The following is a 21,203-nucleotide window of genomic DNA, read 5'->3' as shown; positions in this document are numbered from 1 at the left end:
AAAACTTTTTTCAAGCGCTTGGCTTGGCTAATTTGGCTTGCTGATTCGTTCTGGTTTCCTAAGAAGCCATCCCGTGTCAGCGAGGTGGCATTATAGAGATTTCGATCACACTGGCAAGCCCTTTTTTAAGTTTTTTTCGTTTTTTTATTCGTTCGATTAAAAAGAACTCAAAACGCCTCAAAAGTAGGCTTTTATCTTACATATTCTTCAGTTTTTCAGTGAACAAAGAGACTTTTTCCCAGTTTGTGTACTCAACTTCCTTCGTTGTATCCGTTTCACCACCTGTCATATTCATAATAAAGCGGATCATGGTTCTATCGAACCAGTTATAACGTGGGTAATAGAGGGCACCTGCAAATACACCGATTAAAGTCGGCTGCCATGGAGACTTGGTAAGGAACTTCTTAATATACGCACTGCCTTCTGGTGTATCTTTGCCTTGGTCTTCTTTACGCGCCGTTAAGTTAACACAGAAGAACGCAACCTTGCTTGATTGCAACTGAGTAAGGTTGGCATCAATAAATTGATATAGCTTCTTATTAAGGTGGCCATAACGAATCGATGCGCCAATCAACACTCTGTCGTACTGAGCAAAGTCCACCTTGCCAATAGTGTGCAGATCTTGAAGCTCACATTCGAACTCACTCATTTCTTCTTTTATATAGTTCAAGATTTTCTTGGTCTGCCCTTCACGGCTTGAATACAAAAATAGAGCTTTTGCCACAATGTTGTCCTTAGCTACGCCAAAACGTAGGGGTCAATAAAATTAATAAGGTGAATATCTCTAAACGACCAAACAGCATAGATACGATCAACACCCATTTGGCCTTATCATTCACATCGCCGAAGTGCATTGCCACTTCACCTAAGCCCGGGCCAAGGTTATTCAATGTTGCCGCTACGGCAGAGAAAGCACTCAGCTCATCCATCCCAGTAGCAATAAGAGCCAACATACAAACCACAAAAACCAATGCGTATGCAGAGAAGAAGCCCCAAACCGCATCAACAACACGTTGTGGTAACGCAGAACCGCCAACCTTGATGGTATAGACAGCACGCGGGTGGACAAGGCGCTTCATTTCACGAGCACCTTGCAGAGTAAGCAATAAGATTCGAATGACTTTCATACCACCGCCCGTTGAACCTGCACAGCCCCCTATAAAAGAAGAGAACAGAAGCAGCACAGGTAAGAATAACGGCCACTCAGAGAAACCTGTGGTGGTGAAGCCTGCGGTTGTTGAAATAGACACCGTTTGGAACAACGCTTGATCAAAAGCATCATAATACGAGTCATAAGAGTGGTGATTAAGCAGTAATAAGAAACAAACTAAGAACAAGACTACTTGAATAAAGATAAAGGCGCGAAATTCAGGATCTTTCCAATAATACTTAGGATGCACACCACCAGAAGCAAATGCAGCAAAGTGAAGCGAATAGTTACACGCAGAGATAAGAAGGAACACGACCGTAATCATGTTGATCGCTGGACTGTTGAAATAGCCCATACTCGCATCGTGAGTCGAGAAGCCACCAATCGCAATAGTAGAGAAGCTATGACTGATAGCATCAAAGAAGCTCATGCCTGCAAGCCAAAACGCCACCGCACAAGCAATCGTTAGACTCAGATAGATGTACCAAAGCGCTTTTGCCGTTTCAGCAATACGCGGAGTCATCTTACTGTCTTTTACTGGACCCGGGATTTCTGCACGATATAGCTGCATACCACCGATGCCGAGAACAGGAAGGATGGCTACCGCTAATACGATGATACCCATACCACCAAACCATTGTAGGAACTGACGATAAAAAAGAATCGCCTTAGGCAGATCATCGAGGCCGACAATTACGGTCGCACCTGTCGTAGTTAATGCAGAGAAGGATTCGAAGAAAGCATCGGTTACCGACACATTGGGGTTATCGGCGATCAAAAACGGCAGCGCACCCGCACTACCGATTACCGTCCAAAACAGAACAACAATCAAAAAGCCATCACGCGCTTTCAATTCATGCTTATAACGTCGGTTTGGAAACCAGCAAGTTGCTCCACAGAATAAGAGAACGAAGAAGGTCGTCACAAATGGCACACCCGCACCATCTCGATAGATCAGTGCGACGAGCGCAGGAGCAAGCATTGATACACTAAAAAGTGCTAATAATAATCCGACGATTCGAATAATTGAGCGAAATTGCATGAGCTATTGAACGAAGCGAAATGCTTCACACTTCCTAGTTGTCTTTGACTTTCGTTACCAGTGCCTTAGCACCGCTTTTATTGATCATGGTTTGGGTAAACGAATCTACCTGAAGGAGCTCTATTTCAATAATAAGCTCAACTTGAACACCATAATCCGCTTGGACCTCAACAGCCTGATGCTGAGCCATGATGGATTGTGCGATCGGCACAAAGCCATAGTCTAACTCTAGCCGTAATTTTGTGGTTATTTTTTTCTCGATAGTTTGAAGCAGCTTGAGAGCTTGTTGTACGCCACCGCCGTAAGCCTTAACCAAACCGCCGGTTCCAAGCTTAATTCCGCCAGAGTAGCGCGTCACAACAGCCGTTAATTCACCGACACCAGAGCCCGATAGTTGCGCCAAGATAGGCTTACCCGCTGTACCCGAGGGTTCACCATCATCACTGAAACCCCAAAGCATTGAGTCTTCAGGTCGACCAGCAACAAAACCCCAACAGTTATGTCGTGCTGAAGAATGCTCTTTTTTCACCTGTTCTACGAACTGTTTTGCAGCTTCAACACTTGGAGTATGAGCAAGATGCGTAATAAAGACGCTCTTTTTTATCTCTTCTTCAAACAGAGCCGACGCAGAAGGTATTAAATAAGGCTGTTCATTCATATCGTTAACTTAGTTAATAAGAGCGACGAAGTGTATCACGCGTGAATAATAAGGGTTAGAGGATCTGTGCCATCGCACAATGTTAAACAATTGTTTAAAAAATGTATTGAAATTAATCAAGCAGAGGTACAGACTAAGATAACTGGTCTTACCAGGTATTCTACAATAATAGAAAGATAACAAGATTCTCTCAAACAATCGTGGATTGTATGTCATGGAGATAGACAATGATTTACCAAGCTAACACCCTACAGGTAAAGGAATTACAAGATGGTATTGCGGAATTAAGCTTCTGTGCACCAGCCTCTGTAAACAAACTCGACCTTGCTACTTTAGAATCACTAGATAAAGCGTTAGATGCTCTTAATGCTCACGCAGGATTACGTGGTTTAATCTTAACTTCAAACAAAGACGCGTTCATTGTAGGCGCAGACATCACTGAATTTCTTGGCCTATTTGCTAAGCCAGAAGCAGAACTTGATGAATGGTTAAGATTCGCTAATTCAATCTTCAGCAAGCTCGAAGACCTTCCTGTCCCAACTCTTTCAATGATGCGTGGCCATGCCCTTGGCGGCGGCTGTGAATGTGTACTCGCTACCGATTTCCGTATCGGTGACAAGACCACCAGCATTGGTCTACCTGAAACCAAACTTGGCATCATGCCTGGTTTTGGTGGTTGTGTGCGCCTACCTCGTGTTATCGGTGCTGACAGCGCAATGGAAATTATCACGCAAGGCAAAGCATGCCGTGCAGATGAAGCGCTTAAAGTTGGCTTGTTAGATGCGATTGTTGAAACAGACCAGTTACTAGAATCGGCAATCAATACCGTTTCTCTGGCTGCTAATGAAAAATTAGACTGGCAGCTACGCCGTAAACAAAAGACATCAGCGCTTTCACTAAGCAAACTCGAAGCGATGATGAGCTTTACCATGGCGAAGGGCTTAGTTGCTCAAAAAGCAGGGCCTCACTACCCAGCTCCGATTACTTCTGTGATTGCGATTGAAGAAGCAGCACGCAGCAATCGCGATGCAGCACTCGACATCGAACGTAAGCACTTCGTTAAGCTAGCGAAATCGGAAGAAGCAAAAGCATTAGTTGGCTTATTCCTGAATGACCAGTACATCAAAGGCTTAGCGAAACAAGCGGGTAAGTCAGCAAACAAAGCAACTGAGCGTGCAGCCGTACTTGGTGCAGGTATCATGGGCGGCGGTATTGCTTACCAATCAGCTCTAAAAGGCGTGCCAGTGATGATGAAAGACATCGCACAAGCATCGCTTGATCTAGGTATGAACGAAGCATCTAAGCTGTTGAATAAACGCTTATCACGCGGTCGCTTAGATGGATTCAAGATGGCAGGTATTCTGTCTTCTATTACTCCAAGCCTGCATTACGCGGGTGTAGAACAGTCGGATGTGATTCTTGAAGCAGTAGTAGAAAACCCGAAAGTAAAAGCAGCAGTACTGAGCGAAGTGGAAGGTTTGGTTGGTGAAGACACGGTTCTAACATCAAACACCTCTACAATTCCGATCAACCTGCTAGCGAAATCACTGAAGCGCCCAGAAAACTTCTGTGGCATGCACTTCTTTAACCCTGTGCATCGCATGCCTTTGGTTGAGATCATCCGTGGTGAACAAACTTCAGAAGAGACCATCAATCGCGTGGTTGCTTACGCAGCGAAGATGGGTAAATCCCCAATCGTTGTTAACGACTGCCCAGGCTTCTTCGTTAACCGTGTACTTTTCCCTTACTTTGGCGGTTTCAGCATGTTGCTACGCGACGGTGCTGATTTCACTAAGATCGATAAAGTGATGGAGCGCAAGTTCGGTTGGCCAATGGGCCCGGCTTACTTACTAGACGTTGTAGGCCTAGACACTGCACACCACGCACAAGCTGTGATGGCGCAAGGTTTCCCAGAGCGTATGGGCAAAGAAGGTCGTGATGCGATTGATGCACTTTACGTTGCTGAAAAATACGGTCAGAAAAACGGTAGCGGTTTCTACACATACAGCGTAGACAAGCGTGGTCGTCCGAAGAAGACCTTCTCTGAAGACATTCTTCCTATCTTGGCTGACGTATGTCAAGCACCACAAGATTTTGATGACCAAACAATTATCCAGCGCGTGATGATTCCAATGATCAACGAAGTGGTGCTTTGTCTAGAAGAAGGCATTATCGCGACACCGCAAGAAGCGGATATGGCACTGGTTTACGGTTTAGGCTTCCCTCCATTTAGAGGCGGCGTATTCCGCTACTTAGACAGTGTGGGCATTGGTAACTTCGTTGAAATGGCGAAAGGCTACCAAGACTTAGGTGCAATGTACCAAGTTCCTCAGCTATTGCTTGATATGGCAGCGAAGGGCGAAAGCTTTTACGACAGCCAACAAGCCAGTTCTCTGTAACCCACATTTGGAAAAGGAATAGCAAAATGAAAAATGTAGTTGTTGTTGATTGCCTTCGCACCCCAATGGGACGTTCCAAAGGTGGAGCTTTCCGTCACACTCGTGCTGAAGATCTTTCTGCACATTTGATGAAAGGCATTTTAGAGCGCAACCCAGAAGTAAACCCTGTCGAAATTGAAGATATTTACTGGGGTTGTGTACAACAAACACTAGAGCAAGGCTTCAACGTTGCACGTAACGCTGCCTTGCTTGCTGGTCTACCGATTGAGATTGGTGCTGTAACAGTCAACCGTTTATGTGGTTCATCTATGCAAGCTTTGCATGATGCAACTCGCTCTATCATGGTTGGTGATGCTGAAATCTGCCTGATTGGTGGTGTGGAGCACATGGGCCACGTACCAATGAACCATGGTGTTGATTTTCACCCAGGCATGTCAAAACACGTAGCAAAAGCGGCCGGTATGATGGGGCTAACCGCTGAGATGTTAGGCAAAATGCACGGTATTAGCCGTGAAGACCAAGATGCATTCGCAGCACGCTCACATGCTCGCGCTCAAGCAGCTACGGTTGAAGGTCGTTTCAAAAATGAAATCCTGCCAACCGAAGCTCACGCTGCAGACGGTTCTCTGTTCACTCTGGATTACGACGAAGTCATTCGCCCAGAGACAACAGTTGAAGGCTTATCCCAGCTGCGTCCGGTATTTGACCCAGCAAACGGCACAGTAACAGCAGGTACTTCATCAGCTCTGTCTGATGGTGCTTCTGCAATGCTTATCATGAGCGAAGAGAAAGCTAACGCACTTGGCCTTAAGATTCGCGCTCGCGTGAAGTCTATGGCTATCGCTGGCTGCGATCCTTCAATCATGGGTTACGGCCCAGTACCAGCAACCCAAAAAGCACTTAAACGTGCAGGACTAACCATTGAAGACATGGGTGTGATTGAGTTAAACGAAGCGTTTGCTGCTCAATCTCTACCTTGTGCTAAAGACTTAGGTCTACTGGATGTTGTTGACGAGAAAGTAAACCTTAACGGCGGTGCGATTGCTCTGGGTCACCCACTAGGCTGTTCTGGTTCTCGTATCTCGACGACGCTAATCAACCTGATGGAAGCACAAGACGTGAAATACGGCTTGGCGACTATGTGTATTGGTTTAGGCCAAGGTATTGCAACGGTATTTGAACGCCCATAGCGTTTACTGACTGTAATATTTGAAGGGTAATCTTTTGTGCAGCTATATTTATATAGCTGCACTTTTTATTGCTTGGCATCCAACAATGCATCGATTGTGTTCAGCGAACTCAACGAGAGAAAAACCAACCCTGACATCTATGCACAAAACGCATATATTCAATGTTGATGTTTCATTATTTTTTCTCGGATGATTCAACTAAAGTTACTTCAGTTTCCTAATATTCCTCCACGGAGCAGATCATGTTTAAAGCACTTGTACTAAACCAAGAAGACAAAAAAACTATCGCGTCAGTTTCTCAAATTGAAGAATCTCAATTACCAGAAGGTAACGTGAAGATTGATGTTAGCTACTCTTCTTTGAACTACAAAGATGGTTTGGCGATTACAGGTAAAGGGCGCATTGTTCGCAACTTCCCTATGGTTCCTGGTATCGACCTTTCTGGTGTGGTTTCACAATCTGATGACCCTCGCTACAAAGCAGGCGACGAAGTGGTTCTAACTGGTTGGGGTGTTGGTGAAGGTCACTGGGGCGGCATGGCTGAGAAAGCAAGCCTAAACGGTGACTGGTTAGTGCCGATGCCTAAAGGTCTAGACGCTAAGAAAGTAATGGCGATTGGTACAGCAGGCTTCACAGCAATGCTTTGTGTTCAAGCTATTGTCGATGCTGGCATCAAGCCTGAAGACGGTGAAATCCTAGTTACCGGCGCAAGTGGCGGTGTAGGTAGCGTATCTATCACTCTACTAAACCAACTGGGCTACAAAGTGGCAGCAGTGACTGGCCGTGCTTCTGTAAACGGTGAACTACTTAAATCACTAGGCGCGACACGTATTGTAGAGCGTGCTGAACTAGAAGAACCAGCTAAGCCACTAGAAAAACAACTGTGGGCTGGCGCTATCGATACGGTAGGCAGCAAAGTGCTTGCGAAAGTATTGGCGCAAATTGATTACAACGGTGCGGTTGCGATGTGTGGTCTAGCAGGCGGTTTTGACTTACCAACCACGGTAATGCCATTCATTCTGCGTAACGTTCGCCTACAAGGTGTTGATTCTGTAATGTGCCCTCGTGAAAAACGTATTAAAGCGTGGGAACAACTGGCTGAGCTACTACCAGAATCTTTCTACGCTCAAGCAACCAAAGAAGTGTCTTTAGACGGTGCAATTCAAGCAGCAGAAGACATCACTAACGGTCAAATCACTGGTCGCGTAGTCATTAAACTATAGGCTCTCAAACATAAAGTTATCAAACCTTAAGCAACAGCTTTAGGCTTGGATAACCCAAAACAACAAAGGGCTGATTTTTATCAGCCCTTTTGCGTTTTTGTCATTCGGGTCAAGTGAACTCAGACTCAGATCCGGTTAACCCAAACCGACATCCGCAATCCGTTTTTGAATCAACTCACCACACTCTTCTTTTACCACTCTTCTTAACCATTGTTGTGAAGCAGAAGAATCGCAACGCGAGTGCCAGATCAGTGAGTAATCAAACGGCATAAATTCAAATGGTAATGGCTTAACAACCAAGTCATAACGCTCTGCTACCAAATAAGCCAAATCAGCAGGCACAGTAATCACCAACGGCATTCTATCAACAATCGCCAATGCCGCTTCAAGGTGATAAGCACGCAACACCATTTTACGAGGCTGTTGATTGGCTAACGCGTTGTCTAATAAAGCCTTAACACCATCACTGATCGCAATCATCGCATGTGGGAGTGAAACATAGTCTTCAAGGCTTAAAGGTTGATCGGCTAATGGATGGTTTTTAGATAACAGACACGACACACCAACCGGCCCCAAGACTTCTTGATGAAGTGGTGCAATGCTGCCACTCGGACGACAGATCGCCATATCAACGCGTTCGGTGCTGAGCTGTTTAAACAAATGCTCATGCTGCAACGGAGCAAACTCCAAAGAGATATTGGGTGCTTGTTCATAAATCTTAGGCAACGCATAAGGCAAGATGGTTTGCATCGCATAATCGGTGGTAGCGATCAGAAAACGTTCGCTGCAATAGTAAGGGTCAAAGTCACTCGGACTCAGCAATTGGCGAAAAGACTCCAAAGGCTGATCAATACGCTGACTGATCTCGAGTGCTTTCTTGGTAGGAATAAGGTGCTGACCTTGACGTGTAAACAACGGATCGTTTAGTAATTCTCTTAAACGCCCTAATACTCGACTGGTTGCGGATTGGCTTAAGTTAAGACGAAGCGCGGCCTGGCTTACGCTGCCCTCTTCAATCAATACCTTTAAAGCGACCAATAAATTAAGGTCTCTACGATAGATGTCTTCTAATTCCACGCCACTTACCTAGCTGTATACGATTGCCATTAGTCACTAAGTTGTTTATAGCATGCTTTAGATAAAAAAAATCCCGCAATTACGCGGGGAAGCCCAAGAAAATTGGGGGATAGTGTCGGAATGTTGTCGTATCGGAATTCGCTTGCTGTATTCGGGTTAGTGCTCTTGCTCTTCGGCTATGCCTTGCCAACGGCGCATCTCTACCCAAATACCAATAATCGTTGCTACTATGCCAAAAATAGGCATCAGTGAGGTCTCTGTCGATGAGCGTAGTACTAACGCACAAAAAGAAATAAAACAGAGAACCGAATAAATTGTTAATCTATCTAATCCTGTCAACATCGCCACTCCTTAGCTAGTTGCCTTTGCCTCAAGTTGTTATCAACTTGTTAACTAAGTTATAGGAAATGATTCTGTTTGCCAAGCACTTATTGCATATTTTTTCTGCAGACGTATTATTCACTCGTTAGATAGATATAGAGATACAAACCATGACATTCAAACCTGAACTGGCAACCCATACTTTAGAAGCTGAAGGCCTGCGTTGCCCGGAACCAGTAATGATGGTCAGGAAGACAATTAGAAACATGCAGGATGGCGATGTGTTACTGGTAAAAGCTGACGATCCTTCGACAACTCGAGATATTCCGAGCTTTTGTCGATTCATGGATCACCAGTTGGTAGGCCAAGCAACAGAAACGTTGCCTTACCAGTATTTGATCAGAAAGGGATTGGAGGCGTAACGCCCCACCGACTATCAAGTATCAAAAAAGCCGCTCGTACCTTATGTTCTTAAACAGAACTCAGAGTACGAGCGGCTTTTTGTTTATTCGCTTCTAGATTTGTTTTGCAGATGCTCCAGCTGATGCTGAATTTCTCGGATATCTTTGCGCATCGGAATAATATGCGCGACCCGAATCCAAGCCTCTACCGCAAGTGCAGTCATGATGATGGCACCCGCGACCATTGGCAGCCACATGTCCGTCAACACCATGCCTAACAGTGTAAGTGCAAGACCAAAAGTAAATAGATAACTTTGGCTTTGTGGAGTAATACCCATATAACGCGTCAACATAATCATGCCCTCGTGTTCTTAACTCACAAGATTAAAATATCATGACAAGTATGACAGTTATATGTCCATTCGCTCGATAAACCCCACAATACTGTAAGAGTATGACCTACAACACATTACTCTACTGATTGAGTATAATAAGACTCAATACCACCTGTTAATAGAAAGCAGCAGCGATAGCTAAACCCACGAATAGCAAGGCTGTGATCTTACGAATCAGATCAAGCGGCATCTTATCCGCAGAGAGCTTACCGATGATCACCACAGGCACATTCGCCAGCAGCATACCGATCGTAGTACCCAGAATCACCCACGTTAATGCATCAGAATATTGAGCCCCTAGAATAGAGGTCGCAATTTGGGTTTTATCACCGATCTCAGCAATGAAGAAGGCGATGAAACTGGCGACAAACGGGCCTCGGTTTGATATCTGCTCATCGTCATCCAACTTATCCGGAATCAGAATCCAGCCCGCCATAGCGATGAAACTAACCACCAGCACCCACTTTAATACTTCAGGTGAAAGATAGTCGGCGACCACAACCCCGAGCCATGCAGCAAGGGCATGATTGGCAATGGTGGCAAAGAAGATAGCCGCAATGATAGGTATCGGTTTTCGATATCGACTGGCTAATAAAAGGGATAGCAACTGGGTCTTATCACCGATCTCGGCTAAGGCGACAGTTGTAATTGAAATTGCTAAAACGCTCACGACATGCTCATTTGGGATGGAGATTATTATATTTAACCAAAGACAAACCTCGCGCCCCATCCCGGTTCACGATGCTTGTCTAAGGTCTTGCTAAGCGCCACCAAGGTGGTGGTTGCCTCGAACGCCATGATGATTTTGCATCAATTATGTTGACGAACGAACTCATTCAATAGGATATGAATAAGTAAGCTACTCCCCAAAGACCGCGAGATTTTAATCACCCACGCTTTCAAACACAAGTGTCAAACTTATCAAAATATCCACTTGTGCCGAAAAACAAACATTAAAGGCAAAAAAATCCACTAAACGACATTTTAGACCACTAATTAAACAAGATTACCCCTACTCGCTTTACGAATATCTCGGTATACTCAGAGGTTATTTTTCTCATTCATTTAAAAGAATCGCGCGAACCTGACTATGCAAAAATACGATATCAAAACCTTCCAGGGAATGATCCTCGCGCTGCAGGATTACTGGGCTCAAAACGGTTGTACCATTGTTCAACCTCTAGATATGGAAGTAGGTGCAGGCACCTCTCACCCAATGACATGTCTACGAGCACTTGGCCCAGAGCCAATGTCTACAGCTTACGTTCAACCTTCTCGTCGTCCGACCGATGGCCGTTACGGTGAAAACCCGAACCGTCTGCAGCACTACTACCAATTCCAAGTAGCGCTAAAACCATCGCCAGACAATATCCAAGAGTTGTACCTAGGCTCCCTAGAGGTTCTTGGTGTTGACCCACTTGTTCACGACATTCGCTTCGTTGAAGATAACTGGGAAAACCCAACACTAGGCGCATGGGGCCTTGGTTGGGAAGTATGGCTAAACGGCATGGAAGTAACTCAGTTTACTTACTTCCAACAGGTTGGCGGCCTTGAGTGTAAGCCAGTAACTGGCGAGATCACTTACGGTATCGAGCGTCTAGCAATGTACATCCAGGAAGTAGATTCTGTTTACGACCTAGTATGGAACGTAGCACCAGACGGTTCTAACGTGACTTACGGTGACATCTTCCACCAAAACGAAGTTGAGCAATCGACGTACAACTTCGAGCACGCAGACGTAGATTTCCTATTCACTTTCTTCGACCAGTGCGAGAAAGAGTGTAAAGAGCTACTTGAGCTTGAGAAGCCACTGCCGCTTCCAGCTTACGAGCGCATTCTAAAAGCAGGTCACGCATTCAACATCCTTGATGCGCGCAAAGCTATCTCTGTAACAGAGCGTCAACGTTACATCCTTCGTATCCGCAACCTGACTAAATCAGTTGCTGAAGCGTACTACGCGTCACGTGAAGCGCTTGGCTTCCCAATGTGTAAGAAGGAAGGTAAATAATCATGGCGAAGAATTTTCTAATTGAACTGGGTACGGAAGAGCTTCCACCAACAGCACTTCGTTCTCTAGCAGAAGCGTTTGCTTCTAACTTTGAAGCAGGTCTTAAAACGGCTGAGCTTTCTCACGAAGGCATCAAGTGGTACGCAGCACCTCGTCGTCTAGCACTTAAAGTAACTGCACTGGCTGAAGGCCAAGCAGACAAAGTGGTTGAGAAACGTGGCCCTGCTGTTTCTGTGGCATTCGATGCTGAAGGCAACGCGACCAAAGCGGCACAAGGTTGGGCTCGTGGTAACGGTATTACTGTTGAGCAAGCTGACCGTCTGAAAACAGACAAAGGCGAGTGGCTTCTTTTCAAACAAGAAGTAGCTGGCAAACCAGTTCAAGAATTGGTGATGGACATTGCTGCGAAAGCACTGGCTGGCCTACCAATTCCTAAAGCAATGCGCTGGGGTAACTCAGACATTCAATTTATCCGTCCAGTAAAAACACTGACAGTACTACTAGGTGATGAGCTTGTTGAAGGCGAAATCCTAGGCGTAGCATCTGCTCGTACTATCCGTGGCCACCGTTTCATGGGCGAACAAGAGTTCACAATCGACTCTGCTGACCAATACCCTGCGATCCTAGAAGAGCGCGGTAAAGTAATGGCAGATTACGAAGCGCGTAAAGCGATCATCCTTGCTGATTCGCAAAAAGCGGCAGCTGCGGTTGGCGGTACAGCTGACCTAGAAGATGACCTTGTTGAAGAAGTAACGTCTCTGGTTGAATGGCCAGTAGTACTGACAGCGAAGTTCGAAGAAGAGTTCCTAAAAGTCCCTTCTGAAGCGTTGGTTTACACCATGAAAGGTGACCAAAAGTACTTCCCTGTTTACGATGACAACAAGAAACTACTACCGAACTTCATCTTCGTATCGAACATCGAGTCTAAAGAGCCTCGTCACGTTATCGAAGGTAACGAGAAAGTGGTACGCCCACGTCTTGCTGATGCTGAATTCTTCTTCAACACAGACCGTAAGCGCCCGCTTATCGACCGTCTTGCTGAACTAGACCAGGCTATCTTCCAGAAGCAATTGGGTACTATCAAAGACAAAACAGACCGCATCACAGAGCTTGCAGGCTACATTGCTGAGCAAATCGATGCTGACGTTGAAAAGTCTAAGCGTGCTGGCCTACTGGCTAAGTGTGACCTAATGACCTCTATGGTATTCGAATTTACGGATACTCAAGGTGTGATGGGCATGCACTACGCGACTCACGACGGTGAAGACGAGCAAGTTGCACTGGCACTTTACGAGCAATACATGCCTCGTTTCGCGGGTGACGATCTACCAAGCACTGGTATCTCTTCAGCAGTAGCAATGGCAGACAAGCTAGACACTATCGTAGGTATCTTCGGTATTGGCCAAGCACCAAAAGGTTCTGACCCATTTGCACTTCGTCGTGCGTCTCTAGGTGTGCTACGTATCATCGTTGAAAACGGCTACAACCTAGACCTAACCGATCTGATCGGCAAAGCGAAAGAGCTACTAGGCGACAAGCTGACTAACAAAAACGTAGAAGCTGACGTTATCGACTTCATGCTAGGTCGTTTCCGCGCATGGTACCAAGATGCTGGTTTCAGCGTTGATATCATCCAAGCGGTACTAGCACGTCGTCCAACTAAGCCTGCTGACTTTGACCAACGTGTTAAAGCGGTTTCTCACTTCCGTGAACTGGAAGCAGCAGAAGCACTAGCAGCAGCGAACAAGCGTGTAGGTAATATCCTTGCGAAATTCGATGGCGAGCTACCAGCTGAAATCGACCTAACGCTTCTTCAAGAAGACGCAGAGAAAGCACTGGCTGAAAACGTTGAAGTAATGACGGAAGCACTAGAACCAGCATTCGCAACAGGTAACTACCAAGAAGCCCTAAGCAAGCTTGCTGATCTACGTGAACCAGTTGATGCATTCTTCGATAACGTAATGGTTATGGCTGATGACGAAGCGCTTAAGAAGAACCGTCTAACGCTACTGAACAACCTACGTAACCTGTTCCTACAGATTGCTGACATCTCTCTACTGCAAAAATAAGCACAAGTGAGACAATTACTCTAAGTCATACTCTGAGTAATTAACGGTAAACACCCAAAGGGAAGCGAAAGCTTCCCTTTTTGTTTTTGTGAACCAAGCATTTGTTTGTAGAGGTCTTATTGATTAACTGAATGAAACAGCACTCAGACTGTAGAGGGCATTGTTTGCTATAACTGACCTGTTTATTCAGGGGAAGGGAACAATGAAAAAAACAGTACTCGCGCTTTCAATACTCGCACTCAGCGCATGCAGCCAAACCAGTGACAACAACCTATTACTGACAATTGATAACGACACTGTCGTATTCGAATCATCCGGTAAAGGCACCGTGATTGCAGAACAGGAACTCGCGAAAGGTAGCTATACCTTCTCTATCAGCGATACTCAAAATACCTGTGGCACCAACTATGCGCTGGCTGAAGAAAACCGCATCAAATTCAATAAACCCCTTCGCCTAGACGACTGCGCCGAGAAGTCTGAATTAGATATCAAGATCTTTCGCGCTAACACCTATCAGTTTATGCTCAACCCACAAACCAATGAACTGACCGTTCAGATAAAGCCGAAGCAACAACAAGTACAAAGCTTTGCTTGTCCGGTTCCTAGTGACGAACCAACCATCATCGACGTTGCTCAAACCTTTGATGATGGCACCGTGGTTAGAGACGCTCTTTCAGGCAAACAAGTCACAGTAACGAATGGCAGCGTCACCATGCAGCCAGCAGAAAATAGCCAAGGTGTTCTGCTGCTTGAGAAAGTAGAACCAGAAACCAAAGCTGACTTTAGTTGGGATAACGCCACGGTTTACTTCGTAATGACTGACCGTTTCCACAATGGTAATCCTGATAACGACAACAGTTACGGTCGCAGCCAAGATGGACAAGACGAAATCGGCACCTTCCACGGTGGTGACTTGGCAGGCTTAACCGAAAAACTCGATTACATAGAATCACTCGGTGCTAATGCTATCTGGATAACGTCTCCGTTAGAGCAAATCCACGGCTGGGTTGGCGGCGGTGATCGAGGTGACTTCAAACACTACGGCTACCACGGCTACTACCATCAAGATTGGACCAAGCTCGATGACAACATGGGCACCGAAGACGAGCTAAAAACCTTCATCGATACCGCGCATAGCAAAGGCATTCGTGTTGTTTGGGATGTGGTAATGAACCACACCGGCTATGCGACGCTTGCCGACATGCAAGAGTTTGATTTTGGTAAGCTCAACCTAACTGACGAAGAAGCCAAACAAACACTTGGCGAAAACTGGACAGATTGGCAACCTGCCAAAGGTCAGAACTGGCACTACTTCAACAACTACATCTCTTACAGCGACAAAGAAGCGTGGGAAAAGTGGTGGGGCAAAGCTTGGCTACGCAGCGATATCGGCGCCTATGACTCTCCGGGCTACAATAACCTCACCATGTCTTTGGCGCATCTGCCCGATTTCAAAACAGAGTCGACAGAGACAATCGGGCTGCCTAATTTCTATCGCAATAAGTCCACCAGCGCGACCGATGAACTCAAAACACCTCGTAACCATTTAATCACTTGGTTATCGGATTGGGTGCGCGAATATGGTGTCGATGGTTTCAGGGTCGATACCGCTAAACACGTTGAACTCGAAGCATGGGCAGAACTGAAAGAGAGCACCAACCAGGCACTTGCCGAGTGGAAACAGAACAACCCAGACAAGGCCTTGGATGACTTACCCTTCTGGATGACTGGCGAAGTATGGGCACACAGCGTGGTCAAATCAGATTACTTCGCTAACGGATTTGATTCGATCATCAACTTTGAATTCCAGAGTGATATCGCACCAAAGGCGCTCAAGTGCCTATCCGATCTTGATGCTGATTACCTTCGATACGCAGAGAAGATCAACAACGACAGCGAGTTCAACGTACTGAGTTACCTTTCGTCTCACGACACCTCGCTATTCTGGACACAACATGGCAGTGACTTTGCAAAACAAACCAAAGCTGCAAACGCGTTGATGCTGGCTCCCGGTGCGGTACAGATCTATTACGGCGATGAAATCGCCCGAGACTTTGGCCCAACGGGTTCTGATCCAATGCAAGGCACACGCTCAGACATGCCTTGGGATCAAATCACTGGCGAACGTGCAGAGCTGCTAGAACACTGGCAAGCGCTTGGCCAATTCCGCCAACGCCACCCAGCCGTTGCTCAGGGTAAGCACATCATCCGTAACAGCAAGGGCTACTATGCGTTCGAACGCCAATACCAAGATGACAAGGTATTAGTCGTTTATACCGGTTCGAACTAAACCTTCATTAACATAAACACCAGAAACTAAAGGGGAAGCTTAGGCTTCTCCTTTTTTTATCGCTAAAGGTACGTTCAATAAGCAAGCTGTCACTCATTAACCAAACTTTATAGAAGTTTTTTACGTGTTAGAGCATTTGGCGCTATGCGTCGCAAAAACATTGCGGTATGTTCAAGGAATACACTGATGGCAGACATAAGGTCTGCCTTAATGACACGTAACAAGCAATCACAATGAATTAGGTAAAATTAGTAATGCAGTTCTCTAAGTTTGGCGAAAAGTTTAATCGATACTCTGGAATCACTCGTTTAATGGATGATTTGAATGATGGCCTGCGCACTCCTGGCGCTATCATGCTCGGTGGTGGCAACCCAGCCGCTATCCCTGCCATGCTCGATTACTTTAACCAAGCCAGTGCCGACATGCTCGCCAGTGGAGAACTCATCGCCGCCCTCGCCAACTACGATGGTCCGCAGGGTAAAGACAGCTTCATCAAATCGTTAGCGGCAATGCTGAAAGAGACCTACGGTTGGGACATCAGCGAGAAGAACATCAGCCTGACTAATGGCAGTCAAAGTGGCTTCTTCTACCTATTCAACCTGCTAGCAGGCCAACAGCCTGACGGCTCACATAAGAAAATCCTACTGCCGATCGCACCGGAATACATCGGCTACGGCGACGCGGGTATTGATGACGATATTTTTATCTCTTACCACCCAGAGATCGAACTGCTAGAAAACCGTCAGTTTAAATACCACGTTGATTTTGAACAACTAAAGGTTGATGACTCAGTCGCGGCTATCTGTGCATCTCGTCCAACCAACCCAACGGGTAACGTACTGACCGACGAAGAAGTGCGTAAACTGGATAAACTGGCGCGTGAAAACAACATCCCACTGCTGATCGACAATGCTTACGGCCTGCCGTTTCCTAACATCATCTTTGAAGATGTCGAACCGCTCTGGAATGAAAATACGATTCTGTGCATGAGCCTTTCTAAGCTTGGTTTGCCGGGTGTGCGTTGCGGTATCGTAATTGCGAGTGAAGAAGTAACACAAGCATTGACCAACATGAATGGCATCATTAGCTTAGCGCCAAACAGTGTTGGCCCTGCAATTGCCAATCACATGATTGAAAAAGGCGATTTACTGCGCTTAAGTAGCGAGGTAATCAAACCTTTCTATAAAGATAAGTCACTACGTGCAGTTGAACTGTTACAAGACGCTATCGACGACCCTCGCTTCCGTATTCACAAGCCTGAAGGCGCTATCTTCTTATGGCTATGGTTTGATGAGCTGCCGATCACCACAATGGAACTGTACGACCGCCTTAAAGCTCGCGGCGTATTGATTGTTCCGGGTGAATACTTCTTTATCGGCCAAGAAGACGAGTGGGATCATGCTCACCAGTGCTTACGCATGAACTACGTGCAAGATGATGAGGCGATGCAGAAAGGCGTTGCTATCATTGCTGAAGAAGTGAAAAAGGCTTACTCAGAGCAGTAATAAGAGCTTTTAGCTTACCGCAGGTCAAATACAAAAAGAGCACCTCATTAGGTGCTCTTTCACTTTTACTTCCCGATATTTTTTAGCTCTAAGGAGCTAACAGTAATTAGCCTTCTAGTAAACTATTACCATTGATAGCAATCTTACGTGGTTGCATCGCTTCTGGGATTTCGCGTTCGAGGTCGATGTGAAGAAGACCATTTTCCATGCTTGCACCTACCACTTTTACGTAGTCAGCCAGTTGGAATTTACGCTCGAAATCGCGCTCTGCGATACCTTGGTATACGAAGGTTTTCTCTGCTTCTGCTTTACGCTCACCTTTCACAATTAGCATGTTCTCTTTCTGAGTCAGATCTAATTGGTCATCAGCAAAACCAGCGACTGCCATAGTAATACGGTAGTTGTTCTCGTCTTTTTGCTCGATGTTGTATGGAGGGTAACCGCCAGAAGAGTTCTTCGATGTATTCGCTTCCATCATGTTGAATAGACGATCGAAGCCGATTGCGTTGCGGTAAAGTGGAGTGAAATCTACAGTTCTCATAATGCTATCCTTTTAGTAAGCAATAGTCTTAGCTGCGAATTTTACTTGGATCTAACCTGTGTGTGACCCAGTAAACAGCTAAGAGATTCAATTCGCATTCCTCGGGTTTCACCTCTATTGGCGACAACGCTGGGACATGGCAATGAATCAATTTTTAAGTTGTGTGCTGCCAAAGTTATCCTCTATTGAGCGATACTTCGTTAGCGGTAATGAAGGTTCTGTTTCTTCTCTTGTAGAGCAAGACAGTCATCCTCTTCACAAATAGATATATGGATTGAGCAAAATAGTTTCAAGGGGTTATTTTCAATTATTTTTGCAACTCAATATTTTTCAATATCTTACAAACATAAAAAAGCACCATCCAAAGGATAGTGCTTTAAAATGATTTTAGTTTTTTGAGACGAAGCTATTTGGCTTTAGTTCAAGGAAGGGGCGCGGAGCATACGAATGTATGTGAGCACCTCTGACACAGAAATTAAGCCAAAGAGCGAAGTATCAAAGAGACTAAACGTCTAGGTTTGCTACTTTCAGTGCATTCTCTTCGATGAAGTTACGACGAGGTTCAACTTGGTCACCCATTAGCGTCGTAAACAACAAATCAGCACCAACAGCGTCTTCAATTGTTACTTGCATCATACGGCGAGTTTCAGGATCCATCGTGGTTTCCCAAAGTTGATCAGGGTTCATCTCACCTAGACCTTTGTATCGCTGTAGGCTTAGACCACGACGAGACTCTTTCACTAACCAGTTCAGAGCATCAACGAAGCTAGAAACTTCTTGAGTACGCTCACCACGCTTAATGTAAGCGCCTTCTTCAATCAAGCCATCAAGAGCTTCAGAAAGATCCGCTAGCTTACCAAACTCTTTAGAGTTAATAAGATCGATGCTTAGTAGGTGTTCATGAGTCACACCATGAGTACGAACCACAATCTTAGGAACGCTTAAGCCTAGCTCTTCGTGTTTTTCAACTTCAAGGCTGTATTGGCTTGCACCTACTTCTTTCGCGTTTAGCTGTTCAACAAGCTGCTTACCCCAAGCTTCAACTGCCGCGTCATCATGACACTGCTCGGCCGTTAGACGAGGAACGTAAATCAGTTCGTGAACCAATGCGCGTGGGTAACGGCGGCTCATACGATCAACAAGCTTGATGCCTGCATTGTATTGCTGAACAAGCTTCTCTAAACCTTCACCTGCAAATGCTGGCGCTTCAGGGTTTACGTGCAGTTCTGCGTTGTCTAAAGCCAAAGATACTTGATACTGGTTCATCGCATCTTCATCTTTAATGTACTGCTCTTGCTTACCTTTCTTCACTTTGTAAAGTGGCGGTTGAGCAATGTAGATGTAGCCACGTTCAATCAGCTCTGGCATTTGACGGTAGAAGAACGTCAGTAGCAGGGTACGGATGTGAGAACCATCGACATCGGCATCGGTCATGATGATGATGTTGTGGTAACGCAGTTTATCTGGGTTGTATTCGTCACGACCAATACCACAACCAAGAGCGGTGATTAGCGTTGCTACTTCTTGAGAAGACAGCATTTTATCGAAACGTGCTTTCTCTACGTTAAGGATTTTACCTTTCAGCGGTAGGATTGCTTGGTTCTTACGGTTACGCCCCTGCTTAGCTGAACCGCCAGCAGAGTCTCCTTCCACAATATACAGTTCAGACAGTGCAGGATCTTTTTCCTGACAGTCAGCAAGCTTACCAGGAAGACCCGCTAAATCTAATGCGCCTTTACGACGAGTCATTTCACGAGCTTTACGCGCTGCATCACGAGCACGTGCTGCATCAATAATTTTAGAACAAACTGTTTTCGCTTCACCTGGGTTCTCAATAAGGAACTCAGACAACTTCTCACCCATTGTAGATTCAACGGCAGACTTCACTTCTGAAGAAACCAGCTTATCTTTAGTTTGGCTTGAGAACTTAGGATCAGGCACTTTAACAGAAACAATCGCCGTCAGACCTTCACGAGCATCATCACCAGAGGTCGCAGTCTTCGCTTTCTTAGAGAAGCCTTCCTTGTCCATGAAGCTGTTCAGAGTACGCGTTAGCGCCGCACGGAAACCTGCTAAGTGAGCACCACCATCGCGTTGAGGGATGTTGTTGGTGAAACAGTAGATGTTTTCTTGGTAGCCGTCATTCCACTGCATCGCAACTTCAACGGTAATACCGTCTTCGCGCTCAGAGTTAAAGTGGAAGATTTTTTGGATGATTGGCGTTTTGTTAGTATTAAGGTGTTCAACAAACGCTTGGATACCGCCTTCGTATTCGAAGTGATCCATTTTGTCTTCTTCGCGCTCGTCAATTAGCTTAATTGATACACCTGAGTTCAAGAATGATAGCTCACGTAGACGCTTAGCTAAAATGTCGTAATGGAACTCGATGTTAGTGAAGGTTTCTTCACTCGGCCAGAAACGAATCTCTGTACCTGTTTTATCCGTGTCACCGATAACCGCTAGTGGCGCTTGAGGCTCACCGTGGCTGTAGGTTTGAGTGTGGATTTTGCCACCGCGGTGGATAGTAAGAGTAACTTGCTTAGAAAGTGCGTTAACTACTGAAACACCAACACCGTGCAGACCACCAGATACCTTGTACGAGTTATCATCGAACTTACCACCAGCGTGAAGAACCGTCATGATTACTTCGGCTGCAGATACGTTTTCTTCTGGGTGCAATTCTGTTGGAATACCACGGCCGTCATCGCTCACAGACACAGAACTATCTTCATGGATAGTTACAATGATGTCATTACAGTGACCAGCTAGCGCTTCATCAATAGAGTTATCTACCACCTCAAAAACCATGTGGTGCAGACCGGTACCATCATCCGTGTCGCCAATGTACATTCCAGGACGCTTACGTACCGCATCCAGACCCTTCAGTACTTTAATACTCGATGAATCGTAATTATCTGACATAGTTACTCTCTG

At 45.7% G+C, this 21,203-nt stretch carries 18 protein-coding genes and 1 riboswitch; of the genes, 9 read left to right on the top strand and 9 right to left on the bottom strand.

Annotated elements, in window-relative coordinates; translation table 11 throughout:
* Nucleotides 1-196 precede the first annotated feature (196 nt).
* From hemG to AB4249_RS15145, 3 genes are read right to left on the bottom strand one after another with little or no spacing between them, the layout of a single operon-like run.
* A complete protein-coding gene (gene hemG, locus AB4249_RS15155; protein ID WP_065584162.1) occupies nucleotides 197-724 on the bottom strand; it encodes a menaquinone-dependent protoporphyrinogen IX dehydrogenase in 528 nt (175 codons plus the stop codon).
* Between the two features lie 10 nt (nucleotides 725-734).
* Complete coding sequence (locus AB4249_RS15150) at nucleotides 735-2,192, bottom strand: TrkH family potassium uptake protein (RefSeq protein ID WP_010433127.1); 1,458 nt, start codon at nucleotides 2,190-2,192, stop codon at nucleotides 735-737.
* A gap of 34 nt (nucleotides 2,193-2,226) precedes the next feature.
* The gene (locus tag AB4249_RS15145; RefSeq protein ID WP_017058823.1) at nucleotides 2,227-2,850 is read right to left on the bottom strand and encodes a YigZ family protein; all 624 of its coding nucleotides are present in this window, start codon (nucleotides 2,848-2,850) and stop codon (nucleotides 2,227-2,229) included.
* A 227-nt stretch (nucleotides 2,851-3,077) separates the two neighbouring features.
* Between AB4249_RS15145 and fadB the strand changes: the two genes are divergently transcribed.
* The 3 genes from fadB (at nucleotide 3,078) to AB4249_RS15130 (ending at nucleotide 7,662) form a co-directional block, all read left to right on the top strand.
* Nucleotides 3,078-5,249, top strand: coding sequence for a fatty acid oxidation complex subunit alpha FadB (gene fadB / locus AB4249_RS15140; RefSeq protein WP_372103777.1), 2,172 nt, complete (start codon nucleotides 3,078-3,080; stop codon nucleotides 5,247-5,249).
* Nucleotides 5,250-5,275: 26 nt separating this feature from the next.
* Nucleotides 5,276-6,439 carry an acetyl-CoA C-acyltransferase FadA gene (gene fadA, locus AB4249_RS15135; RefSeq protein ID WP_017058821.1) on the top strand — a complete coding sequence of 388 codons (1,164 nt, stop codon included), beginning with the start codon at nucleotides 5,276-5,278 and terminating at the stop codon, nucleotides 6,437-6,439.
* A 242-nt stretch (nucleotides 6,440-6,681) separates the two neighbouring features.
* Nucleotides 6,682-7,662, top strand: coding sequence for an MDR family oxidoreductase (locus AB4249_RS15130; RefSeq protein WP_017058820.1), 981 nt, complete (start codon nucleotides 6,682-6,684; stop codon nucleotides 7,660-7,662).
* Between the two features lie 135 nt (nucleotides 7,663-7,797).
* On the opposite strand, the gene AB4249_RS15125 is transcribed toward AB4249_RS15130, so the two are convergent.
* Both AB4249_RS15125 and AB4249_RS15120 read right to left on the bottom strand, forming a co-directional pair.
* Nucleotides 7,798-8,739 (bottom strand): LysR family transcriptional regulator, encoded by a 942-nt coding sequence (locus AB4249_RS15125; protein WP_004736673.1) that lies wholly within the window; start codon nucleotides 8,737-8,739, stop codon nucleotides 7,798-7,800.
* 156 nt (nucleotides 8,740-8,895) lie between these two features.
* Nucleotides 8,896-9,081: a hypothetical protein gene (locus tag AB4249_RS15120; protein WP_004736674.1), complete on the bottom strand. Its 186-nt coding sequence runs from the start codon at nucleotides 9,079-9,081 to the stop codon at nucleotides 8,896-8,898.
* 149 nt (nucleotides 9,082-9,230) lie between these two features.
* Here AB4249_RS15120 and tusA point away from each other — a divergent pair, with 149 nt between their 5' ends.
* Nucleotides 9,231-9,482 carry a sulfurtransferase TusA gene (gene tusA / locus AB4249_RS15115; protein ID WP_004736675.1) on the top strand — a complete coding sequence of 84 codons (252 nt, stop codon included), beginning with the start codon at nucleotides 9,231-9,233 and terminating at the stop codon, nucleotides 9,480-9,482.
* Between the two features lie 83 nt (nucleotides 9,483-9,565).
* Here tusA and AB4249_RS15110 read toward each other — a convergent pair whose 3' ends face one another.
* Both AB4249_RS15110 and AB4249_RS15105 read right to left on the bottom strand, forming a co-directional pair.
* Nucleotides 9,566-9,820 (bottom strand): hypothetical protein, encoded by a 255-nt coding sequence (locus AB4249_RS15110; protein ID WP_017058818.1) that lies wholly within the window; start codon nucleotides 9,818-9,820, stop codon nucleotides 9,566-9,568.
* Nucleotides 9,821-9,971: 151 nt separating this feature from the next.
* Nucleotides 9,972-10,526 (bottom strand): TMEM165/GDT1 family protein, encoded by a 555-nt coding sequence (locus tag AB4249_RS15105; RefSeq protein WP_017055491.1) that lies wholly within the window; start codon nucleotides 10,524-10,526, stop codon nucleotides 9,972-9,974.
* 34 nt (nucleotides 10,527-10,560) lie between these two features.
* Nucleotides 10,561-10,736, bottom strand: a riboswitch (yybP-ykoY riboswitch).
* A gap of 210 nt (nucleotides 10,737-10,946) precedes the next feature.
* Between AB4249_RS15105 and glyQ the strand changes: the two genes are divergently transcribed.
* From glyQ to AB4249_RS15085, 4 genes are all read left to right on the top strand, one after another.
* Entirely contained in the window at nucleotides 10,947-11,864 is a 918-nt protein-coding gene (gene glyQ, locus AB4249_RS15100) for a glycine--tRNA ligase subunit alpha (protein WP_017058815.1), read from the top strand.
* Nucleotides 11,865-11,866: 2 nt separating this feature from the next.
* Nucleotides 11,867-13,933: a glycine--tRNA ligase subunit beta gene (glyS, locus tag AB4249_RS15095; RefSeq protein WP_017058814.1), complete on the top strand. Its 2,067-nt coding sequence runs from the start codon at nucleotides 11,867-11,869 to the stop codon at nucleotides 13,931-13,933.
* A 202-nt stretch (nucleotides 13,934-14,135) separates the two neighbouring features.
* Entirely contained in the window at nucleotides 14,136-16,223 is a 2,088-nt protein-coding gene (locus AB4249_RS15090) for an alpha-amylase (RefSeq protein ID WP_017058813.1), read from the top strand.
* A 254-nt stretch (nucleotides 16,224-16,477) separates the two neighbouring features.
* The gene (locus AB4249_RS15085) at nucleotides 16,478-17,728 is read left to right on the top strand and encodes a valine--pyruvate transaminase (protein ID WP_372103774.1); all 1,251 of its coding nucleotides are present in this window, start codon (nucleotides 16,478-16,480) and stop codon (nucleotides 17,726-17,728) included.
* Nucleotides 17,729-17,834: 106 nt separating this feature from the next.
* Here AB4249_RS15085 and AB4249_RS15080 read toward each other — a convergent pair whose 3' ends face one another.
* On the bottom strand, nucleotides 17,835-18,269 hold the full coding sequence (locus AB4249_RS15080) for an Hsp20 family protein (RefSeq protein WP_009848140.1): 435 nt from the start codon (nucleotides 18,267-18,269) through the stop codon (nucleotides 17,835-17,837).
* A 142-nt stretch (nucleotides 18,270-18,411) separates the two neighbouring features.
* Here AB4249_RS15080 and AB4249_RS15075 point away from each other — a divergent pair, with 142 nt between their 5' ends.
* The gene (locus AB4249_RS15075) at nucleotides 18,412-18,534 is read left to right on the top strand and encodes a hypothetical protein (protein ID WP_267869012.1); all 123 of its coding nucleotides are present in this window, start codon (nucleotides 18,412-18,414) and stop codon (nucleotides 18,532-18,534) included.
* A 239-nt stretch (nucleotides 18,535-18,773) separates the two neighbouring features.
* Here AB4249_RS15075 and gyrB read toward each other — a convergent pair whose 3' ends face one another.
* Nucleotides 18,774-21,191, bottom strand: a complete 2,418-nt coding sequence (gyrB, locus tag AB4249_RS15070; RefSeq protein ID WP_017058811.1) for a DNA topoisomerase (ATP-hydrolyzing) subunit B — start codon at nucleotides 21,189-21,191, stop codon at nucleotides 18,774-18,776.
* Nucleotides 21,192-21,203: the final 12 nt, after the last annotated feature.

It is taken from the genome of Vibrio sp. 10N.261.55.F4, from assembly GCF_041470465.1.
Lineage (GTDB): Bacteria > Pseudomonadota > Gammaproteobacteria > Enterobacterales > Vibrionaceae > Vibrio > Vibrio crassostreae_C.
The sequence above is the reverse complement of the archived record's forward strand: the minus strand, read 5'-3'. Positions and strand labels throughout refer to the sequence as shown.